Here is an 18,085-nt window from a genome sequence, read left to right as displayed (position 1 = left end):
CTCACAGGTGCGGCTCCTTGCAGTGTTCGAGCGCTACTGGGCGGTGGGCTTCCCCGGGCGGGCGCGGCGGTGCCGCTGCTCAGCTCGGGCTGCCCGTGCGGACCGCGCTGTCCGACGTGACCAGGATAGGTGTCCGGTGCTCGGGTGACGGCAGCGCGGGCGTGGTGCGTGCTCCTCTTGCCGCCGGCGCAGGCTTTGCCATACTTACGTTGCCGTAACTTACGGTTCCGTAGGCTCGGTGGTAAGGGCACCTGCCGTCTCCTCACCCCCCAGGGGATCACTTTGATCATGAGTCCCGATCTGAGGGAGGGCGCTTCGGCGGCCTCTCGCACGTCTGAGCCGTCCGCGACACTGGGCGGCGAGAGCAAGCGTTCCGTGGAACAGATCGCCTTGCTGCTGTTCATCACCGTGCCCTTCGTGGCGCTGGCCGGGGCGATCCCGTTGGCGTGGGGGTGGGGGGTGAGCTGGCTCGACATGGGCCTGATGGTGTTCATGTACTTCCTGGCGTGCCATGGCATCACGATCGGTTTCCACCGCTACTTCACGCACGGTTCCTTCAAGGCGAAGCGGCCGTTGCGCATCGCGTTGGCGGTGATGGGGTCGATGGCGGTGGAAGGGCCGCTGGTGCGGTGGGTGGCGGATCACCGCAAGCACCACAAGTTCTCGGACCACGAGGGTGACCCGCATTCGCCGTGGCGATTCGGCGAGAGCGTGCCGGCGCTGATGAAGGGCCTCTGGTGGGCGCACATCGGCTGGCTGTTCGACGAGGAGCAGACGAACCAGCAGAAGTACGCGCCCGACCTGATCGGGGACCCGGCGATCCGGCGGATCTCCCGGGACTTCGTGCTCTGGACGGTGGTGTCTTTGGCGATCCCGCCGTTGGTCGGGGGGCTGGCGACGATGTCCTGGTGGGGGGCCTTCACGGCGTTCTTCTGGGGTTCGCTGGTGCGGGTCGCCCTGTTGCACCACGTGACCTGGTCGATCAACTCGATCTGTCACGCGGTGGGCAAGCGTCCGTTCAAGTCGCGGGACCGTTCGGGGAACGTGTGGTGGCTGGCGGTGCTGTCGTGCGGCGAGTCGTGGCACAACCTGCACCACGCGGATCCGACGTCGGCGCGTCACGGCGTGTTGCGGGGGCAGGTCGACTCCAGTGCGCGGTTGATCCGCTGGTTCGAGCAGGTGGGCTGGGCTTCCGACGTGCGGTGGCCGTCGGAGTCCCGCATCGATGCCCGGCGCAAGGACATGTCGTCGAACGCGGCATGATGGGGGACGTGGCGATCGACGGCAGTAGTTCCAGCGGTGACAAGCCCCGGCGTGGTCGCCGCGTGCGGATGACGGGTGCGGAGCGGCGTCAGCAGTTGCTGGACATCGGTCGGGCGCTGTTCGCCGAGAAGGGCTTCGAGGGCACGTCGGTGGAGGAGATCGCGGCGAAGGCCGGGGTGTCGAAGCCGGTGGTGTACGAGCACTTCGGTGGCAAGGAAGGTCTTTACGCGGTGGTCGTGGACCGCGAGATGCGGCAGCTCCTGGAGGGGGTGACGGGCGCGCTGACGGCCGGGCACCCGCGGGAGCTGCTGGAGCAGGCGGCGTTCGCACTGCTGGACTACATCGAGAGCTATACGGACGGGTTCCGCATCCTGGTGCGGGATTCGCCGGTGGCGCAGTCGACGGGTACCTTCGCGTCGCTGATCAGCGACATCGCCACGCAGGTCGAGGACATCCTGGGCCTGGAGTTCAAGGCGCGTGGTTTTGATCCGAAGCTGGCCCCGCTGTACGCGCAGGCGCTGGTGGGCATGGTGGCGCTGACCGGCCAGTGGTGGCTGGAGACGCGGCGCCCGAAGAAGGCCGAGGTGGCGGCGCACCTGGTGAACCTGGCCTGGCACGGTCTGGAGAACCTGGAGGCGCGCCCTCGGCTGGTGGGTCACCGCAAGAGCTGACCGGCGCGGGAGGGCGCACCGGCGCCCCGTCACCGATTCCACGGTGGCGGGGCGCCGGTGCGTCGTCAGGGGGTGGGTTCGAGGAATTCGAGGCGGTTGCCGACGGGGTCGTGCGAGTAGAACCGCTTGTGGCCGGGCAGGTCGGTGTCCCAGTGGACCTCGGCCCCGTGCTCGCGGAGCCTGCGGGCGTACGCCTCGATCCCGGTGACGCGCAGACCCGGGTGGGCCTTTCCGGCGGGCCGGAAGGCGTCTTCGATGCCGACGTGGAGTTGCACGGGACCGGCGGCGAACCAGCAACCGCCGCGGGCGGCGAGCGCGGGGGGCTTGGGGAGTTCGGTCATGCCGAGGGCGTCGGTGTAGTAGCGGCGCAGCAGGTCCTCGGAGCCGGGTGGGGCGGCGAGTTGGACGTGGTCGAGTGCGGTGAGCACCTCAGAGCTCCTTGCGGGCGATGGCGAAGATGCGACGGAAGGGGAACACCGTGCCGCGGGGGCCGGGCGGGTAGGCGGCGCGCAGCGCTTCCCGGTATTCGGCGAGGAAGCTGTCGACGGCTTCCTCGTCGTCGCCGAGTTCGGTCAGGACGGGGCGCAGGGCGGTGCCCTTGACCCAGTCGAGCACGGGGTCCGGGCCGGAGAGCAGTTGGTGGTAAGTGGTTTCCCAGACATCGACGGCGCAGCCGAGTTCGGTGAAGCGGGCGAGGTATTCGGCGGGTTCGAGGATGTGGACGTAGCGCGCGCCGTGGCCGGCGAGGCGGTCGCGCCAGCGGGGGGTGTCGCAGAGGTCGGCGAGCATCCGGTGGCTGGGCGCGGTGAAATTGCCGGGGATCTGGAAAGCGAAGGTGCCGCCGGGTCGCAGTGCGGTGATCCAGGCCGCGAAGGAGCCGGGGTGGTTGGGCACCCATTGCAGGGCGGCGTTGGAGACGATCAGGTCGTACGACTCCTCGGGGTGCCATTCGGCGAGGTCGGCCCGGTCGAAGTCGAGGTGCCCGCCGCCGGGGGTGGGTCCGGCGTGGTCCTGGGCGGCGCGGTGGAGCATCTCCGGGGAGAGGTCGAAGCCGGTGATCCGCGCGTCGGGCCACCGGTCGGCGAGGAGGGCGGTGACGTTGCCGGGGCCGCAGCCGAGGTCGGCGATGCGTGCGGGGGCGGTGGGGAGTTCGGGTATGCGGGTCAGCAGGTCGAGAAAGGGGCGTGTGCGGTGTCCGGCGTGCCGGAGGTACTGCTGGGGATCCCAGACCGGCGCCGCGGGAGCGGTGGCGACGGGCGTCGGAACCGGGGCGGTATCGGAATGCATATGCGAAGCCTCCCTGCTGATGGGGCGGTTGGAAGCGGAAGCTGTCCGGCCCCCTCCATTCCCATCCTGGCCGAATATATATCTTGATGTCAAGATACACGAGATCGAGATATCCAGGACCCAAGATCCTCGAACTGAAGAGACTTCACATCGACAGACCCCTTACACTGATCGGCATGGAGGACGAGGTCGACCGACTGGTCGCGGCATGGCGGCGAGAACGCCCTGACCTCGACGTTGAACCGCTGGAGGTGCTGAGCCGCGTGAGCCGGCTCGCCCGCCACCTCGACCGCGCCCGCAGGCTGGCCTTCTCCGAGCACGGCCTGGAGCCCTGGGAGTTCGACGTCCTCACCTCGCTGCGCCGCGCCGGCGCCCCGTACCAGCTCTCCCCCGGCCAGTTGCTGACCCAGACGCTGGTCACCTCCGGCACCATGACCAACCGCATCGACCGGCTCGCCAAGAAGAGCCTGGTGGAGCGGCTTCCCGACCCCAGCGACCGGCGCGGCGTACTGGTCCGGCTGACCCCCGAGGGCCGCGACCGCGCCGACCAGTCCCTGGCCGGGCTGCTGGCGCAGGAACGCGCCATCCTCGCCCAGCTCTCGCAGGGCCAGCGCGGTGACCTCGCGGCGCTGCTACGCAGGCTGACCGCTCCGTTCGACAACATCCCCGGCTAGCTCCGCCGGCCGCACCCCGGCCCGCCGGGCCAGGGCCACCGCCGCGAGCGTGGAGTGCACCCCCAGCTTGCCCAGGACGTTCTGCATGTGCGTGCGCACGGTGTGCGGGGACAGGAACAGTCGCGCGGCCACGTCCTTGCGGCCCAGCCCGGCCACCATGCAGCGCAGCACCTCGTGCTCGCGCGGCGTGAGCGACTCCACCAGCCGTTCGCTGTCCGTACGGTGCTTGCGCGCCGCGGTCAGCTCCCGCAGCACCCCTGTCAGCAGCGCGGGCGGAAGATGGGTCTCCTCCCGCAGGACGCCCCGGATCACGGCCAGCAGCCGCGAGAGCGAACAGTCCTTGGCGACCCAGCCGGACGCCCCCGCCTGGAGCGCGAGCGCGGCCCGGCGGGGGTCGTCGCGTTCGGCGAGGACCACCGCCCGCACCCCGGGATGCGCCGCCCGCACGCTCGCGACCAGCGCGATCCCGTCCGTGCCGGGAGGCGCGGGTGGTGGCCCCGATCCCGCGCGCTGTACGGGTACGGTCCCCGCGGCGGCGCCCAGGTCGGCGTCCACGAGCATGACGTCGAAGCGGCGACCCTCGGCCGCCGCGCGTTCGAGGCAGCGCACGGCGGCGGGAGCACTGCCGGCCGCGGACACGTCCACGTCCGACTCGGCCGCGAGCGCGGCCGCGAGAGATTCGGCGAAGATGCGGTGATCGTCGACGACGAGAACCCGGATACGAACCACGAAAACCCCCACGGGTCGGGGAACGGACGACGGCGGGTACGGCGCCCGGACCGGGTGGTGATCCGCAGCAGCCGCGGCCGCCGCCGAGACATCTCTGCACTACCCCGGAGCGGACGCCGTACCCGGCGTATCTCGACCCCTGAATCAACGCCGGCCCCCACCGGTGTCACGCATCAGCGTAGAGCGGGTGGGCTCCGGCGGTTGGCCGAATAGCAGAAGTTTTCCGAGCGATTTTCCGGCGCGGTGGCTCTGAACGGGCCTCGGTGTGGCTTGATTTCGCTTGTCCGGTGGGTCCGGTGGGTCCGCGCGGCGCGACGGCCGGTTCAGGGTCCCGGTGCGTGTCACGGGCAGTTGCACGGGGGGCGGTTCACCCGGCGTACGCACGCTGGGCGCCCGCGCAGGGCGCCCGACCACGGCGCGCGGCCCCACGACACGCGCCCCCGCCGCCGGGCGCCGCCCGCGACGGGGGGCGCGGGCGGTCCGGAGTACGCGGGCGGGCCGGGGCGTGCGGGCGGGCCTCGGTGTGCGAGCCGGTCAGGAGTGGTGACGGCGCGCGAAGTTCCAGGCGTCGGTCACGATGCCGGTGAGGTCGGAGCGGGTGGGGGTCCAACCGAGACGCTCGTGCGCCGTGCGGGCGGAGGCCACCAGGACCGCCGGGTCGCCCGGCCGGCGCGGGGCGACGATCTCGGGGATCTCCCGCCCGGTGACCTTGCGGACGGTCTCGATGACCTCGCGGACCGAGAAGCCGCTGCCGTTGCCGAGGTTGCAGATCAGGTGTTCGCCCTCGGTGGCGACGCGCAACGCCGACAGGTGGGCCTCGGCGAGGTCCGCGACGTGGATGTAGTCGCGTACGCAGGTGCCGTCGGGGGTCGGGTAGTCGTCACCGAACACCGAGATGGACGCGCGCTGTCCGAGCGCGACCTGGAGGACCAGCGGGATCAGGTGCGTCTCGGGGTCGTGCCGCTCGCCGAACTCCCCGTAGGCACCGGCGACGTTGAAGTAGCGCAGCGACACGGCGGCCAGGCCGTGCGCCACGCACTCGCCGGCGATCATGTGGTCGACGGCCAGCTTGGAGGCGCCGTAGGGGTTGGTCGGCGCGGTCACGGACGTCTCCGTCAGCAGCCCTTCGGTGGGCTCGCCGTAGGTGGCGGCGGTGGAGGAGAAGACGAGCTTGCGCACGCCGGCCTCGCGCATCGCGGTCAGCAGCGCGAGGGTGCCGCCGACGTTGTTGTCCCAGTACTTGCCGGGGTTCGCGACGGACTCGCCGACCTGCGAGGAGGCCGCGAAGTGCAGGACGGCGTCGAAGGAGGCGTCCAGGTACTCGGCGGCGTCCTGGATCCGCCCGTTGATCAGGGTGACGCCCGCGGGGACGCCCTCGCCGAAGCCGGTGGAAAGGTTGTCGAGGACGGTGACCTCGTGGCCGGCTTCCAGAAGGTGGGCGGCGACGACGCTGCCCACATATCCGGCGCCGCCCGTGACCAGGTACTTGCTCACGTGATGCTGCCTCTCGCGGGGTGACGCACGCGGGATTTCGCGTGCTGGGTCCGGCTTACCGGATCGCACGCGTCCGGGGAAATCCGCCCCGGACATCCTGCCCCAATCCGCCGGAGCGCGATCCCGGGGGGCGGCGGGACCCTGGACGGCGGGCTTGCTCAGTCCCGGCCGGAGGGCGGCCACACGGGCGGCGCCGCCCGGTCCAGGAGCCCGGTACGGGCGGCCAGCGCGGCCGCCTCCAGCCGCGATCCCACTCCCAGCTTCATCAGGACCCGCTGGACGTGCGTGCGGGCGGTGCTGGGCGCGATGGCCATGCCCGCCGCGATGAGCCGGGTGTCCTCGCCCTCCGCGACCCGGACCAGGACCTCCACCTCGCGCGGGGTGAGCAGCCGCAGCAACCGGCTGCCCTCGTCGTCGGGCTGGGCGGCGGGGTTGAGGAGTTCCGCGAAGGCGCTCTGCAACAGCTGGGGGGAAATGGCGACCTCCCCCGCGCGCGCCTTGGCCAGGGCCCGTTCCACACCCTCGATGCGCTCGTCGTGACGTACGTACCCGCAGGCGCCCGCGGCGAAGGCGGCGGCGATCCCCCGCGGGTTCGGCACCGGGCCGAGGACGACGACGGCGATCTGCGGGCGTTCGCGCCGGATGCGGACGACGGGTTCGAAGACGGTCGGTTCGGCGGGGGTGGCGGTACCGAAGAGGCAGACCTCGGGGGCGCGGCTGATGACCAGTTCGGCCGCGCCGGCGGCCGGCGCGGCGGCTGCGAGAACCCGGTGGCCGCGCAGCTTGAGGGCCGAGGCGAGCGCCTCGGCCAGCAGGCGGTGCTCGTCGACCACCATGACCCGTACGCCCATGAGGGCACCCTCCCCGTTCCTCCTGACCCGGCAAGCTACACGCTTGTTCGACGGGGCGTGCCGGTTACCGTGCGAAAGCCCCCGGAAGCGTTGGGTCGTCCGGGGGCTCGCGCGAGGAGGTCGAGGGTTCAGTTGGCGACGAAGGACACGAAGAGGTGCTCCGGGTCGCCGGCGCTGCCGTACGGCTTGCGGACCATCGTGCGGGCGATGAACAGGTGTCCGTTGTGGTAGCGGAACTCGGCGTGGTCGACCACGAATTGGGTCTCGGCGCTGTGCACGGCCTTGTCCGACGGGTTCTGCATCAGGACGGTCTGCTTCATCGTCTTGCCGTCGATGCTGACGATCTGGCCGCCTCCGTCGTACGGAGGCTCCTTGTAGGCGATGATGTTCGACCCGTCCATGCGCAGCGGGAACATCGTGTACCGCTCGCCGGCGTCGGCGCGGTCGGTGGTGCCCTTGCCGGTGTTCAGGTCGAAGGAGACGATCTCGTTGGTGCGGCCGATGGAGGACGACGCGCCCTGGTGCTCGTAGGTCGGGATGTAGACCTTGCCGTTGCCGACGACCATGCCGGTGCACTGCTCGACCTCGGTGGCGGGGCAGTCCGGGGCGTAGTTGCCGCTGGAGAGCCCGATGCGGGACTTGAGCTGGCCGGCGTCGTCGATGACGAAGAGGTCGCTGACGTTGGTGGCGTTCTTGGCGGTGTTGCCGACGTTGGCGGCGACGATGAGCGGCTTGGTGGAGATGATGCCGGCCCACTCGATGCCGGGGGCGAGCTTGTACGAAGCCTTCGGCGCGCCCGTGGCGGGGTCGAGGGACTGGGCGTACAGGGTCTGGTTGGGGTCCTGGCCGCACTTGCGGAGGACGGCGAGGGCCTCGCCGCCCGCGTAGCCGAGGTCGTAGCAGCCGTCGCCGTCGACCTTGGGCGTCCACAGGGACTTGCCGTCGGCGAGGTTCCAGGCGGCGCCGCCGCGCAGGCCGCCGGCGGCGACGGTCTGGCCGCTGAGGGTGACCTCGGTGAAGGGGACGGGCTTGTCGCCGTTGGTCTGGGACTTGGCGGTGCCGGACCAGACGAGCTTGCCGGTGTCGAGGTCGATCACGCCGACCTGGGTGCACTGGGGGTACTTGTTGCTGTCACTGGCCATGCCCTCTTGGAAGAGGACGGCGGTCTTGTTGCCGCTGACGTGCTTGGTCGCGCCGCAGATCTGGGCGGGGAGCGGGAGTTCCCACTTCTTCCCGCCGTCGACGAGGTTGTACCCGACGACCTTGGCCACGTCGGACTTGACGTAGGTACTGTCGGTGAGCCAGGAGCCGTCGACGGAGACGACGTCGTCGGGCGTCGGGCTGGGGACGTTGATCAGGGTCCGCGACTTGGGGTTGGCTGGGACCTTCTCCGTGCCGCCCTGGGGCGTCGGGCCCTTGTCGTTGCCCGTGGAGCCGGTGGGGTCGCCGCCCGCGACGGGCTGCGTGCCACCGCCTCCGCCCTGGTCGGAGACGTACCAGAAGCCGCCGCCGATGATGAGGACCATGGCCAGCAGCGCGGCGCCGACGATCATCAGCTGGGTGCGCTTGTCGCCGCCGCCCGCGCCGCCTCCCTGGCCGGCGGCCTGCTGCGGCCCGCTCGGGAAGCCGGGGGGCTGCTGCTGGGGGTAGCCGTAACCGGCCGGTGCCTGCGGCGGGTAGCCGTAGGAGGGCTGCCCGGGCGCGGCGGCGGGGGGCTGCTGCGGGGCCGTCGGCGGCATGGGCGGGACCGGCGGAGGCGCGCCGTAGCCGCCGGGCGGCGGCTGGTTGGGCGGCTGGTTGGGTGGCGGGGGCGCGCCGTAGCCGCCGGGCGGCTGGTTCGGCGGGGGCGGGGTACTGGGCGTGCTCATGGGGGGATCTATTGCCTCTCGGTGGGCGGCTCGGTGGACTCGTTCACTTGCCGAAGGCCATCAGGAGCTTCTCGTCCTTGCCGTCGGCCTGCAGTCGGGTGACGGACACGAAGAACCGGCCGTCCACGTAGTCGAGTTCCGGTGAGTAGAACGCGCTCTCGACCTCCGAGGCGGGTCCCGACGGATTGTGCAGCAGCACGGTGGGGTTGCCGCCGGCGGCCGGGACGGAGACGATCTCGCCGCCCTTGTCGGAGGACACGCTCTTGCGGTAGGCGATGAGCCGCCCCTTTTCGGCGACGAGGGGGATGATGCCGGCGTTCTCCCCGGAGGGGGTACGCCACTTCGCCTTGCCGGTCCCCAGGTCGAAGGCGACGATCTCGTTCGCCTTGGCGCCGTTCGCGGGCAGGGTCGCCAGGTAGAGGGTGTCGTCGGCGACGGCGGAGGTGCCGCAGCCCTGGAGGCTGTCGCTGCCGGCGCCGCAGTTGACGACGAAGGAGCCTTCGGCGGACATGCTGGCGCGCGTCTTCCCGTCCGGCCCCAGGGACATGATGGCCCGCTTCTTGGTGTCGCGGTTGCCGACGTCGATGACGACGGGGTCGACGGAGTAGACGCTGTTGATTTCGAAGCCCTTGGCCAGGCGGTAGGTCCAGCTCTTCTTGCCGGTGGTCGGGTCGATGCCCTGGACCTCGACGGTGCGGTCGGCGTCCTCGCAGGTGGCGAGGCCGATCATCTTGGCGTTGCCGCCGATGTAGGCGCGCGGTTTGCAGCCCTCGGGGACGTTGCCGGTGAAGATCTTGTCACCTGTGCTGATCTTGTAGGCGGTGGTGGAGATGCTCCGGTTCACGGCGACCGTGTCGCCGACGATGCTCGGGTAGGCGCTGATGGCGGTGTCGAAGAGGTTCTGCTGCTCGACGGTCTTCGTCCAGCCCTCCTTGCCCGTCTTGAGGTCGATCAGCTTCATCTGGCTGCAGTCGGCGGTGTCGCTGTCGCCGTCCTTGAGCAGGATGACCGTCTTGCCGTCGCCGGTGGTCTGGTTGGTGCTCCCGCAGACATCGGCGGGGAAGTCGAGCTTCCACTTCTGCTTGCCGTCGGTGACCTGGTAGCCGACGAGGGACTTGCCCACCGTCTTGACGACGGAGTCGCCGACGACCCACTGGCCCTGCGCGGGAACGCCCGCGCCCGGGCCGTCGATCTTCGCGCTCTTGTACCAGAGGACCTTGTCCTCGCCGGGCTTGCGGCCCGCGTTGAGGTCCTCCTGGTCGCCGCTGCCGTTGCCGCTCCCGTCGCCCGTGTCCACGGACGGCGAGCCGGAGGGCTTGTCGTCGGCCGGCGTGCTGCCCTGCGCGACGGGATGTTCGGGGGAGTCGCCGCCGCCGTGGCCGAAGGCGAAGTAACCGCCGACGGCGAGGACGATGGTGGCGCCCACGACGGCGGCGAGGATGACGGCCGGCTTCCGCGGGCGTTGCCCGCCGGGGTGGCCGAGGGCACCGGGCATGCCCTGGGGGGCGCCGGGGACGGTCGGGGGCTGCGGGTAGCCGTAGCCGGGCTGGGGGAACCGGCCGGGTGGCGCCTGGGGTTGCGGGACCGTCGGGGGCTGCTGGGCGTACGGGTTCGCGCCCGGCGGGGGCACGTGGGCGAGCTGCGGCGGACCGGGCAGGTGGCCGTAACCGGAAGGCGGTGGCGGCTGGTTCGGCGGCGGCTGGGGCGGCTCGGTCATCAGCGCATACCTTCGGCGTCGGACGGTCGTGACGGGAGGATGACCTTTCTATCACTGCCGCCGAACATACATCGGGCCGGTCCACGCCCTGTTCCCAAGGGAGGACCGGCCCGTGACGTGGCCGTTATCCGGCCGGCGGGCGGCCGTGCGCGGCACGGATCACGCGTCTTCGGCCAGCTCCAGCCAGCGCATTTCCAACTCGTCCCGTTCTGCGATGAGTCCGCGCAGCTCCGCGTCGAGCTTGGCGACCTTGTCGTAGTCGGTGGAGTTCTCGGCGATCTGCGCGTGCAGGTTCGACTCGCGGTCAGACATCTTGTTGAGCTGCCGCTCGATCTTCTGGAGTTCCTTCTTCGCGGCGCGCGCGTCGCCCGAGGACGACGACTTGACGGCCGCGGGGGCGGGCGCGGGTGCGGCGGCCTCGATCATCGCCCGGCGGCGCTCCAGGTACTCGTCGAGGCCGCGCGGCAGCATCCGCAGGGTCGCGTCGCCGAGGAGCGCCATCACGGTGTCGGTCGTGCGCTCGATGAAGAACCGGTCGTGGGAGATGACGATCATCGAACCGGGCCAGCCGTCGAGGAGGTCCTCCAACTGGGTCAGGGTCTCGATGTCGAGGTCGTTGGTCGGCTCGTCGAGGAACAGGACGTTGGGCTCGTCCATCAGCAGGCGCAGGATCTGCAGGCGTCGCCGCTCGCCGCCGGAGAGGTCGCCGACCGGCGTCCACTGCTTCTCCTTGGTGAACCCGAACTGTTCGCAGAGCTGACCGGCGGTCATCTCGCGGCCTTGGCCGAGGTCGACGCGGTCGCGGACACGCTGGACCGCCTCCAAGACGCGCAGCGAGGGGTCGAGTTCGCCGACCTCCTGGGAGAGGTAGGCCAGTTTGACGGTCTTGCCCACGGTGACGGTGCCGGCCGCGGGCTGCTCCTCGCCCTGGGTGCGTGCGGCAGCGGCGAGGGCGCGCAGCAGGGAGGTCTTGCCGGCGCCGTTGACGCCGACGAGACCGACGCGGTCGCCGGGGCCGAGGTGCCAGGTGAGGTGCTTGAGGAGGATCTTGGGTCCGGCCTGGACGGTGACGTCTTCCATGTCGAAGACGGTCTTGCCGAGGCGGGCGTTGGCGAAGCGCATCAGCGCGGACGTGTCGCGCGGCGGCGGCACGTCCGCGATGAGCTCGTTGGCGGCCTCGATGCGGTAGCGGGGCTTGGAGGTGCGCGCGGGGGCGCCGCGGCGCAGCCAGGCGAGCTCCTTGCGCATGAGGTTCTGCCGCTTGGACTCCTCGGTGGCGGCGATCCGGTCGCGTTCGGCGCGGGCGAAGACGTAGTCGCTGTAGCCGCCCTCGTACTCGTGGACGGCCCCCCGCTGGACGTCCCACATGCGGGTGCAGACCTGGTCGAGGAACCAGCGGTCGTGGGTGACGCAGACGAGTGCGGAGCGGCGTTCCTGGAGGTGCTTGGCCAGCCAGGAGATGCCCTCGACGTCGAGGTGGTTGGTGGGCTCGTCGAGGACGAGGAGGTCCTGCTCGGCGATGAGGAGCTTCGCCAAGGCGATGCGGCGGCGCTCGCCGCCGGAGAGCGGGCCGATGACCGTGTCGAGGCCCTGGCCGAAGCCGGGCAGGTCGAGGCCGCCGAACAGGCCGGTCAGCACGTCGCGGATCTTGGCGTCGCCGGCCCACTCGTGGTCCGCCATGTCGCCGATGATCTCGTGGCGGACGGTGGCCCGCGGGTCGAGGGAGTCGTGCTGGGTGAGGACGCCCATGCGCAGTCCGCCGGACTGGGTGACGCGGCCGGTGTCGGGTTCTTCCAGCTTGGCGAGCATCCGGATGAGGGTGGTCTTGCCGTCGCCGTTGCGGCCGACGACGCCGATGCGGTCTCCCTCGGACACGCCGAGGGAGATGCCGTCGAGCAGGGTACGGGTGCCGTACACCTTGCTGACTGCCTCGACATTGACCAGATTGACGGCCATCAGACGCGCTCCAGGTGGGGGTCCCCCCGGACGGTGTCCGGGAGAGGGTGTGGATCAGCCCCTCAGCCTAACCCTCCGGGAGCGCGGTGGCTCCGGGGGCGGGGCTGGTCGCCACCCGCGTGGTACGGCAGGTCCCGGACGCTTCCAGGGCGGCGGCCACCATGGCGGCGGACTCCGCGTCGCGGACCAGGAACGCGGTGGTGGGGCCGGAGCCGGAGACCAGTGCGGCCAGGGCTCCGGCCCGGGTGCCCGCCGCGAGGGTGTCGGCGAGCCCGGGTCGCAGCGACAGCGCGGCGGGCTGGAGGTCGTTGGCCAAGGTCGCGGCGAGCGCGTCGGGGTCGCCGGAGGCGAGGGCCTCAAGCAGGGCCGGGGACGCCTCGGGCGTGGGGATGTCCCGCCCGGCGGCGAGCCGGTCGAACTCGCGGAACACGGCCGGGGTCGACAGCCCGCCGTCGGCGACGGCGAAGACCCAGTGGAAGGTTCCCGCGGCGACCGGGGTGAGGATCTCCCCGCGCCCCGTGCCCAGCGCCGCCCCGCCGACCAGGCCGAACGGGACGTCGCTGCCCAGCTCGGCGCAGATCTCCAGCAGCTCGGCGCGCGGGGTGTCCAGCCCCCACAGGGCGTCGCAGGCCACGAGGGCCGCCGCGCCGTCGGCGCTGCCGCCGGCCATGCCGCCCGCCACGGGGATCCTCTTCGCGATGTGGAGGTGTACGGACGGGGTGAGGCCGCCCCTCTTGGCGAGGAGTTCGGCGGCGCGCGCGGCGAGGTTGCCGCGGTCCAGGGGCACCTGGTCGGCGTCGGGGCCGTCGCAGGTCACCGTCAGCTCGTCGGCGGGGCTCGCGGTGACCTCGTCGTAGAGGGACACGGCGAGGAAGACGTTCGCCAGGTCGTGGAAGCCGTCGGGGCGGGCGGCGCCCACCGCCAACCGGACGTTGACCTTCGCGGGGACGCGGACGGTCACGGAGCGGCTCACAGCGCGGGCCTCTCGGCGGCCGGCTTGTGCTCGGCGATCGCGGCGAACTCCTCCACGGTCAGCGACTCGCCGCGGGCCTGCGGGGAGACGCCCGCGGCGACCAGCGCGGCCTCGGCGCCGGCGGCGGAGCCGGCCCAGCCGGCGAGGGCGGCGCGCAGGGTCTTGCGGCGCTGCGCGAAGGCCGCGTCGACGACCGCGAAGACCTCCGCCTTGGAGGCGGTGGTCTTGATCGGCTCGGAGCGGCGGACCAGCGAGACCAGACCGGAGTCGACGTTGGGGGCGGGCCAGAACACCTTGCGGCCGATGGACCCGGCCCGCTTGACGTGCGCGTACCAGTTGGCCTTGACGGACGGCACCCCGTACACCTTGTTGCCCGGCTCGGCGGCGAGCCGGTCGGCCACCTCCGCCTGCACCATCACCAACGTCCGCTCGATGCTGGGGAAGCGGTCGAGCATGGTGAGCAGGACGGGCACGGCCACGTTGTAGGGCAGGTTCGCCACGAGCGCGGTCGGCGCGGGGCCCGGCAGTTCGGTGACGAGCATGGCGTCGGAGTGGACGAGCGCGAAGCGGTCCTTGCGGCCCGGCATCCGCGCCTCGATGGTGGCGGGCAGCGCGGCGGCGAGCACGTCGTCGATCTCGACGGCGGTGACCCGGTCGGCGGCCTCCAGCAGCGCGAGCGTGAGCGAGCCCAGCCCCGGCCCGACCTCCACGACCACGTCGTCCGGCCGCACCTCGGCGGTGCGGACGATCCGGCGGACCGTGTTGGCGTCGATGACGAAGTTCTGGCCCTTCTGCTTCGTCGGCCGGACGCCGAGTACGGCGGCCAGTTCCCGGATGTCGGCCGGGCCGAGGAGGGCGTCGGAAGGGGTCTCGTGGGGCTGCTGCTCTGCGGTGCTCACCGGTAAAGCCTACGGCCGCAGTGGGGCCAGGGAGTCGCCCCCCGCTGCACGTAGAGCTTCTTGGCCCGGTACGTCTGCTCCGCGCCCGGGGCGTCCTGGGGGCGGCCGCTGCCGCCGAGGCTCTGCCAGGTGGTCACGTCGAACTGGTACAGCCCGCCGTAGGTGCCGGAGGCGTCGGTGGCGGCGGGCCGGCCGCCGGATTCGCACTGGGCGAGCGCGTCCCAGTCGAGGCCGTCGGCGCCCGCGACGGAGGTCGGCAGCGGTTTCGTGCCGATTTTGACGAGCCGGGTGACGGGTTCGCGGATGACCTCGTCGGCGATCCGGCGGGGCTTCTCGTGTACGCCGTTGACGGTGCGCAGGCTGTAGGTGACCCGGCGGGCGCCGGGCCGGCCGGCGCGTTCCACCACCTCGGTGCCGACGAACAGGCTGTCGTCGTCGGCCTTCTCGGTCTCGAACGGGATGCGTTCCTCGCGGACCTCGCGGGTGCCGGTGATGCGCAGCACGGTGACGGTCTGCCCGTCGCGGGGGAAGGAGTCCGGGGGGACGGAGGTGGTGTCCTGCCCGCGCAGGGTGATGCCGGCCTGGCCGAGGGCTTCCCGGACGGTGGCGGCGTTGGTGCGGATGGTGGTCTCGTGGCCGTCGGCCATGAAGGTGACGCCGCGTTCGGTGCGGACGGTGAGGGTGAGTCCGGTGCGCGGTACGGCGGTGGTGCGGGCGGCGGACAGGTAGGCGCCTTCGGCGCGGACGCCGAGTTGGCGCAGGGCGCCGTCCACGGTGCGGGCGGTGGTCCACACCTGGCGGCGCTGACCGTCGAGGGTGAGGTGGAGGGGGCGCCCGTAGCGGACGACGACGTCCTCGCCGTCTTCGAGGGCCGTGTCCCGGCCGGGGGCGACGAGGTCGTGGGAGCCGACGCCGAGGTGTTCGGCGGCGAGCAGTTCGTCCACGCCGTCGGCGAAGGTGTGGAGGGTGCGGGGTACGCCGTCGACGGTGAGGCGGACCGTCTTGTCGGCGGCGACGAACGCGGTGGTGCCGCCCGCGAGGAAGGCGACGACCAGGGCCTGCGGGACGATGCGGCGCCAGTGGTCGGGGCCGGCGGGGGCGTGGGCGGGCGCCGCTCGGCGTCTTCCGGTGCCGGCGCCGGCCGGGGCCGGCAGGGGCGCCGGCGGCGGGCCCTCGCTCCGGCGGCGGCGCCCGGGCCCGGTCTCGGTGGGGGGCGCGAGGGTGGCGGGACCGGCTTCGGGGCGGCGACGTCGGCCGGGCCCCGGGGGGGCCTCGGTCGGGGTGCGGTACGGGGTCTCGTGCGGGGCGGTGGTACGCCCGCGGGCCTTGCGGCGCCGTGCGGAGCGGGGGGCGGGGACGGCGGCCTCGGGACCGACTCCGGGGTCGGGGCCCGGGCCCGGGTCCGGGTCCCGGTTCCAGGGCGAGGGGGGTTCGGGGTCGCCGTGCGGGCCGAACAGGTCGTCGAGCGGGCCGCCGGGGCGGCTTCCGTACGGCCCGTCGCCATGGCGCTCGTACGGGGTGTCGGGCGGGCGGTCGTACGGGGCGCCGGCGGCGCCGTGGTCCTGACCGTCGTCCGGGGCGCCGGCGGATGCATCGCCCCGGCCGTGGACCGGGCCGTGCCCGTGGCCTGTGTACGGGGCGGGTCCATGACCGTCACGCCGGCCCTCGTCGTGGCCGTGACCGGGGCCGGCCGCGAGGGCGGCGGTGCGCGGGTCCGGGGTCCACGGCACCGGTACGCTCCAGGGTCGGTCGGGGGCGGGGGCGGGGCCGCTGCCGTCGGGCCCCGGCCACAAGACCGGCTCCGCCTTCCGCGCGCCGCGGCCGCCACGGCGGTGTCCGCCACTGCCCTGTGTCTCGCTCACGACGCTCGCTCCACGTGTCCGGCCCCGTTGGTTCGGGCACGGCACCCTAGCGGGAACGGGCGTCACTCATCAAAGTCGGGCCGCTACCCAGCGTGTCGGCGGGTCGGCGGGTCGTACAGATGACCCAGTGGCGCCTCATTGAAGTGCTCTCCCGGCTGAGGCCGGGAGATTCCTGCCTGCCTCGCGGCAGCGGGCTTGACGCGCTTGGCGCGCCTGACGACTGCCCTCCCGGCTGCCGGGACGAGCGCGTGGCCCATCCGGTACAGGTGCAAGACGACCCCGCCCTGAAGGGCGGAACACTGGCCAAGATCAGAGGTAGGCGAAGGCGCGGGCGGTGTTCGCGGCCAGGACCGTGGCCATCGCGTCCTCGTCGATGCCGCGGACCGCGGCCATCGCCCGCACCGTCAGTGGAAGGAGGTAGGGCGCGTTGGGCCGCCCGCGGTACGGCGCGGGGGTGAGGTACGGGGCGTCCGTCTCGACGAGCACCAGCTCCGGCGGCGCCACGGCCAGCGCCTCGCGCAGCGGCGCGGCGTTCTTGAAGGTAACGGTGCCGGCGAAGGACATGTAGTAGCCGGCGGCCGCGCACTCCCGGGCCATGGCCGCGTCCCCGGAGTAGCAGTGGAAGACGGTCCGCTCGGGGGCGCCCTCCTCGCGCAGGACGCGCAACACGTCGGCGTGGGCGTCGCGGTCGTGGATGACCAGGGCCTTGCCCTGGCGCTTGGCGATCTCGATGTGGGCGCGGAAGGAACGCTCCTGCGCGGCCATGCCCTCGGGTCCGGTGCGGAAGTAGTCCAGCCCGGTCTCGCCGACCGCCTTGACGTGCGGGAGCGCGGCGAGGGCCTCGATCTCGGCCAGCGCGTCGTCGAGTGCGCCCTCGCCGCCGCCGGGCCGGGCGCCCTGCCTCGACCAGTTGTCGGCGTCACCGTGCACGATGCGGGGCGCTTCGTTCGGGTGAAGGGCGACGGCCGCGTGGACGTTCTCGTACGCGGCGGCGGTCTCGGCGGCCCAGCGGGAGCCCTTCACGTCGCAGCCGACCTGGACGACGGTGGTCACGCCCACCGAGGCGGCCTTGGCCAGGCCCTCTTCGACGGTTCCGGACTGCATGTCCAGGTGGGTGTGGGAGTCGGCGACCGCCACCCGCAGCGGTTCGGGCAGCGGGGGCGGCGCGTCGTTCGGGGTACGGCTCATGAGGCCGATCTTATGACCGGTGGGATGGGCGGGCCCCGCCGATCACTGTCCATCGCTTCCGGTCACTTCCGGAATAGCCTCCGCAGCCGGGCCAGCGGTCCGCGGCGGGCCGCGGCGTCCTCGACGGGCACGGGGCCCGGCGCGGCGTGGTCGGGGACGCTCTTGCGCTGCTTGGGCGGGCGGGGAGCGTCGTGGGTGGCCGGGACCGGTCCGGCGATGCCGGGGTGGATGGCCTGGTGGTAGAGCTGGTCGAGCATGCCGAGGACCGACTTGACCTGTCCCTCGCGCATGATGCGGACCACGTGGCCGCCGCAGTTCATGCAGGTCGGGTTCGACAGGGGGGAGGGAACCCGCTCGCTGTTGACCGTATACACGATGAAGGGCTCTCCGTGGCCGTTCACGTGGTGTTCGATCTCGTACCCCTGCTCCCAGCCGTATCCGCACTTCATGCAGGCGAACGAGTACGCCTCGTGCACGGTGTGCAGGGCCGGCCTCGACGGGGCGGTGGGTATGGCGGTGGCGGCGGTCGGTGCGGGTGCCGGGGTCTCAGCGATCTCACTCATGCCAGCTCCTCTTGTTCCACTGGTGCATTGCCAGTGGACGCCTCTTCGGGCGGGAGCGCATCAGGCCCTGTCCAGTGTTGGGCGGACTTT

The 18,085-nt window shown here is 72.2% G+C and carries 16 protein-coding genes; 3 read left to right on the top strand and 13 right to left on the bottom strand.

All coding sequences use genetic code 11. From position 1 onward, the window contains the following. Positions 1-288: 288 nt before the first annotated feature. Together ABZ934_RS16805 and ABZ934_RS16800 are read left to right on the top strand one after the other, a co-directional pair. The gene (locus ABZ934_RS16805; RefSeq protein ID WP_361313229.1) at positions 289-1,263 is read left to right on the top strand and encodes a fatty acid desaturase; all 975 of its coding nucleotides are present in this window, start codon (positions 289-291) and stop codon (positions 1,261-1,263) included. Then, on the top strand, positions 1,260-1,934 hold the full coding sequence (locus ABZ934_RS16800; RefSeq protein ID WP_361313226.1) for a TetR/AcrR family transcriptional regulator: 675 nt from the start codon (positions 1,260-1,262) through the stop codon (positions 1,932-1,934). The genes ABZ934_RS16805 and ABZ934_RS16800 overlap by 4 nt, the downstream gene beginning before the upstream one ends. A 65-nt stretch (positions 1,935-1,999) precedes the next feature. On the opposite strand, the gene ABZ934_RS16795 is transcribed toward ABZ934_RS16800, so the two are convergent. Continuing rightward, positions 2,000-2,362: a VOC family protein gene (locus tag ABZ934_RS16795; protein WP_361313223.1), complete on the bottom strand. Its 363-nt coding sequence runs from the start codon at positions 2,360-2,362 to the stop codon at positions 2,000-2,002. A 1-nt stretch (position 2,363) separates the two neighbouring features. Continuing rightward, the gene (locus ABZ934_RS16790) at positions 2,364-3,221 is read right to left on the bottom strand and encodes a trans-aconitate 2-methyltransferase (RefSeq protein WP_361313220.1); all 858 of its coding nucleotides are present in this window, start codon (positions 3,219-3,221) and stop codon (positions 2,364-2,366) included. Between the two features lie 176 nt (positions 3,222-3,397). Here ABZ934_RS16790 and ABZ934_RS16785 point away from each other — a divergent pair, with 176 nt between their 5' ends. Then, positions 3,398-3,895 carry a MarR family transcriptional regulator gene (locus ABZ934_RS16785; protein WP_361313217.1) on the top strand — a complete coding sequence of 166 codons (498 nt, stop codon included), beginning with the start codon at positions 3,398-3,400 and terminating at the stop codon, positions 3,893-3,895. Here the strand turns inward: ABZ934_RS16785 and ABZ934_RS16780 are convergent. From ABZ934_RS16780 to ABZ934_RS16730, 11 genes are all read right to left on the bottom strand, one after another. Continuing rightward, a complete protein-coding gene (locus ABZ934_RS16780) occupies positions 3,854-4,624 on the bottom strand; it encodes a response regulator transcription factor (RefSeq protein ID WP_361313215.1) in 771 nt (256 codons plus the stop codon). The two genes, ABZ934_RS16785 and ABZ934_RS16780, sit on opposite strands and share 42 nt — an antisense overlap. Before the next feature lie 534 nt (positions 4,625-5,158). Beyond that, entirely contained in the window at positions 5,159-6,118 is a 960-nt protein-coding gene (gene galE / locus ABZ934_RS16775; RefSeq protein WP_361313213.1) for a UDP-glucose 4-epimerase GalE, read from the bottom strand. Between the two features lie 158 nt (positions 6,119-6,276). Beyond that, the gene (locus tag ABZ934_RS16770) at positions 6,277-6,969 is read right to left on the bottom strand and encodes a LuxR C-terminal-related transcriptional regulator (RefSeq protein WP_361313211.1); all 693 of its coding nucleotides are present in this window, start codon (positions 6,967-6,969) and stop codon (positions 6,277-6,279) included. Between the two features lie 128 nt (positions 6,970-7,097). Beyond that, the gene (locus ABZ934_RS16765) at positions 7,098-8,837 is read right to left on the bottom strand and encodes a PQQ-binding-like beta-propeller repeat protein (RefSeq protein ID WP_361313209.1); all 1,740 of its coding nucleotides are present in this window, start codon (positions 8,835-8,837) and stop codon (positions 7,098-7,100) included. A gap of 43 nt (positions 8,838-8,880) precedes the next feature. Beyond that, complete coding sequence (locus ABZ934_RS16760; protein WP_361313206.1) at positions 8,881-10,554, bottom strand: PQQ-binding-like beta-propeller repeat protein; 1,674 nt, start codon at positions 10,552-10,554, stop codon at positions 8,881-8,883. A gap of 159 nt (positions 10,555-10,713) precedes the next feature. Beyond that, positions 10,714-12,510 carry an ABC-F family ATP-binding cassette domain-containing protein gene (locus tag ABZ934_RS16755; RefSeq protein ID WP_361313204.1) on the bottom strand — a complete coding sequence of 599 codons (1,797 nt, stop codon included), beginning with the start codon at positions 12,508-12,510 and terminating at the stop codon, positions 10,714-10,716. A gap of 67 nt (positions 12,511-12,577) precedes the next feature. After that, positions 12,578-13,483, bottom strand: a complete 906-nt coding sequence (locus ABZ934_RS16750; RefSeq protein WP_361313202.1) for a 4-(cytidine 5'-diphospho)-2-C-methyl-D-erythritol kinase — start codon at positions 13,481-13,483, stop codon at positions 12,578-12,580. Further along, complete coding sequence (rsmA, locus tag ABZ934_RS16745; RefSeq protein WP_361313200.1) at positions 13,480-14,382, bottom strand: 16S rRNA (adenine(1518)-N(6)/adenine(1519)-N(6))-dimethyltransferase RsmA; 903 nt, start codon at positions 14,380-14,382, stop codon at positions 13,480-13,482. The genes ABZ934_RS16750 and rsmA overlap by 4 nt, the downstream gene beginning before the upstream one ends. Then, positions 14,379-15,839 (bottom strand): ubiquitin-like domain-containing protein, encoded by a 1,461-nt coding sequence (locus ABZ934_RS16740; protein ID WP_361313356.1) that lies wholly within the window; start codon positions 15,837-15,839, stop codon positions 14,379-14,381. Before ABZ934_RS16740 ends, rsmA begins: the two co-directional genes overlap by 4 nt. 714 nt (positions 15,840-16,553) lie before the next feature. Next, entirely contained in the window at positions 16,554-17,432 is an 879-nt protein-coding gene (locus tag ABZ934_RS16735; protein WP_361313198.1) for a TatD family hydrolase, read from the bottom strand. A gap of 62 nt (positions 17,433-17,494) precedes the next feature. Beyond that, positions 17,495-17,881, bottom strand: coding sequence for a hypothetical protein (locus ABZ934_RS16730; protein WP_361313353.1), 387 nt, complete (start codon positions 17,879-17,881; stop codon positions 17,495-17,497). Between the last annotated feature and the right edge of the window lie 204 nt (positions 17,882-18,085).

This window comes from Streptomyces sp. NPDC046557, from assembly GCF_040645975.1.
Taxonomy (GTDB): domain Bacteria; phylum Actinomycetota; class Actinomycetes; order Streptomycetales; family Streptomycetaceae; genus Streptomyces.
This window is presented reverse-complemented; position numbering and strand designations above follow the sequence as displayed.